Source organism: Paraburkholderia sp. LEh10 (assembly GCF_017814945.1).
In the GTDB taxonomy this organism is placed as follows: Bacteria; Pseudomonadota; Gammaproteobacteria; order Burkholderiales; family Burkholderiaceae; genus Paraburkholderia.
Genome location: NZ_JAGIPX010000159.1, coordinates 2,399 through 4,753 on the forward strand (window position 1 = coordinate 2,399; position 2,355 = coordinate 4,753).

A 2,355-nucleotide genomic window follows, 5' to 3' on the forward strand; every position below is an offset into this window, starting at 1 on the left:
GGGGTGACGGCGTACCTTTTGTATAATGGGTCAGCGACTTACATTCAGTGGCGAGCTTAACCGATTAGGGCAGGCGTAGCGAAAGCGAGTCCGAACAGGGCGATTCAGTCGCTGGGTGTAGACCCGAAACCAGGTGATCTATCCATGGCCAGGTTGAAGGCACGGTAACACGTGCTGGAGGACCGAACCCACTGACGTTGAAAAGTCAGGGGATGAGCTGTGGATAGGGGTGAAAGGCTAAACAAACCTGGAAATAGCTGGTTCTCTCCGAAAACTATTTAGGTAGTGCCTCGTGTATCACCTTCGGGGGTAGAGCACTGTCATGGTTGAGGGGTCCATTGCGGATTACCTCGCCATAGCAAACTCCGAATACCGAAGAGTGCAATCACGGGAGACAGACATCGGGTGCTAACGTCCGGTGTCAAGAGGGAAACAACCCAGACCGCCAGCTAAGGTCCCCAAATATGGCTAAGTGGGAAACGAAGTGGGAAGGCTAAAACAGTCAGGAGGTTGGCTTAGAAGCAGCCACCCTTTAAAGAAAGCGTAATAGCTCACTGATCGAGTCGTCCTGCGCGGAAGATGTAACGGGGCTAAGCCATATACCGAAGCTGCGGATGCATATTTATATGCATGGTAGGAGAGCGTTCCGTAAGCCTGCGAAGGTGCACTGGAAAGTGTGCTGGAGGTATCGGAAGTGCGAATGCTGACATGAGTAGCGATAAAGGGGGTGAAAGGCCCCCTCGCCGTAAGCCCAAGGTTTCCTACGCAACGTTCATCGGCGTAGGGTGAGTCGGCCCCTAAGGCGAGGCAGAAATGCGTAGCTGATGGGAAACAGGTCAATATTCCTGTACCAGTGTGAAATGCGATGGGGGGACGGATCGCGGAAGGTTGTCCGGGTGTTGGAAGTCCCGGTCGCTGCGTTGGAGAAGGTGCTCTGGCAAATCCGGGCACGGGATTCAAGGGCGTGGCGCGAGCTCCTCAGGGAGCGAAGCAATCGGAAGGGGTTCCAGGAAAAGCCTCTAAGCTTCAGTTTCACATTGACCGTACCGCAAACCGACACAGGTGGGCGAGATGAGTATTCTAAGGCGCTTGAGAGAACTCGGGAGAAGGAACTCGGCAAATTGGTACCGTAACTTCGGGATAAGGTACGCCCCTGTAGCTTGACTGGCCTGCGCCAGGAGGGTGAAGGGGTTGCAATAAACTGGTGGCTGCGACTGTTTAATAAAAACACAGCACTCTGCAAACACGAAAGTGGACGTATAGGGTGTGACGCCTGCCCGGTGCCGGAAGATTAAATGATGGGGTGCAAGCTCTTGATTGAAGTCCCGGTAAACGGCGGCCGTAACTATAACGGTCCTAAGGTAGCGAAATTCCTTGTCGGGTAAGTTCCGACCTGCACGAATGGCGTAACGATGGCCACACTGTCTCCTCCCGAGACTCAGCGAAGTTGAAGTGTTTGTGATGATGCAATCTCCCCGCGGCTAGACGGAAAGACCCCATGAACCTTTACTGTAGCTTTGCATTGGACTTTGAACCGGTCTGTGTAGGATAGGTGGGAGGCTGTGAAGCGTGGACGCCAGTCTGCGTGGAGCCGTCCTTGAAATACCACCCTGGTTTGTTTGAGGTTCTAACCTTGGCCCGTGATCCGGGTCGGGGACAGTGCATGGTGGGCAGTTTGACTGGGGCGGTCTCCTCCCAAAGTGTAACGGAGGAGTACGAAGGTACGCTAGGTACGGTCGGAAATCGTGCTGATAGTGCAATGGCATAAGCGTGCTTAACTGCGAGACCGACAAGTCGAGCAGGTGCGAAAGCAGGTCATAGTGATCCGGTGGTTCTGTATGGAAGGGCCATCGCTCAACGGATAAAAGGTACTCTGGGGATAACAGGCTGATACCGCCCAAGAGTTCATATCGACGGCGGTGTTTGGCACCTCGATGTCGGCTCATCTCATCCTGGGGCTGTAGCCGGTCCCAAGGGTATGGCTGTTCGCCATTTAAAGAGGTACGTGAGCTGGGTTTAAAACGTCGTGAGACAGTTTGGTCCCTATCTGCCGTGGGCGCTGGATATTTGAAGGGGGCTGCTCCTAGTACGAGAGGACCGGAGTGGACGAACCTCTGGTGTACCGGTTGTCACGCCAGTGGCATCGCCGGGTAGCTATGTTCGGAAGAGATAACCGCTGAAAGCATCTAAGCGGGAAACTCGCCTTGAGATGAGATATCCCCGGGGCTTCGAGCCCCTTGAAGGGTCGTTCAAGACCAGGACGTTGATAGGTCAGGTGTGCACGCGCAGTAATGCGCTCAGCTAACTGATACTAATTGCCCGTAAGGCTTGATCCTATAACCGGTGTGTTTTGCG

The 2,355-nt window shown here is 54.1% G+C and carries 1 rRNA gene (running past one end of the window); it reads left to right on the forward strand.

Annotation, left to right across the window (positions count from 1 at the left end):
* A 23S ribosomal RNA gene (locus J8I87_RS43335) occupies positions 1–2,336 on the forward strand (it extends 324 nt beyond the left edge of the window).
* The last annotated feature ends 19 nt before the right edge of the window (positions 2,337–2,355 follow it).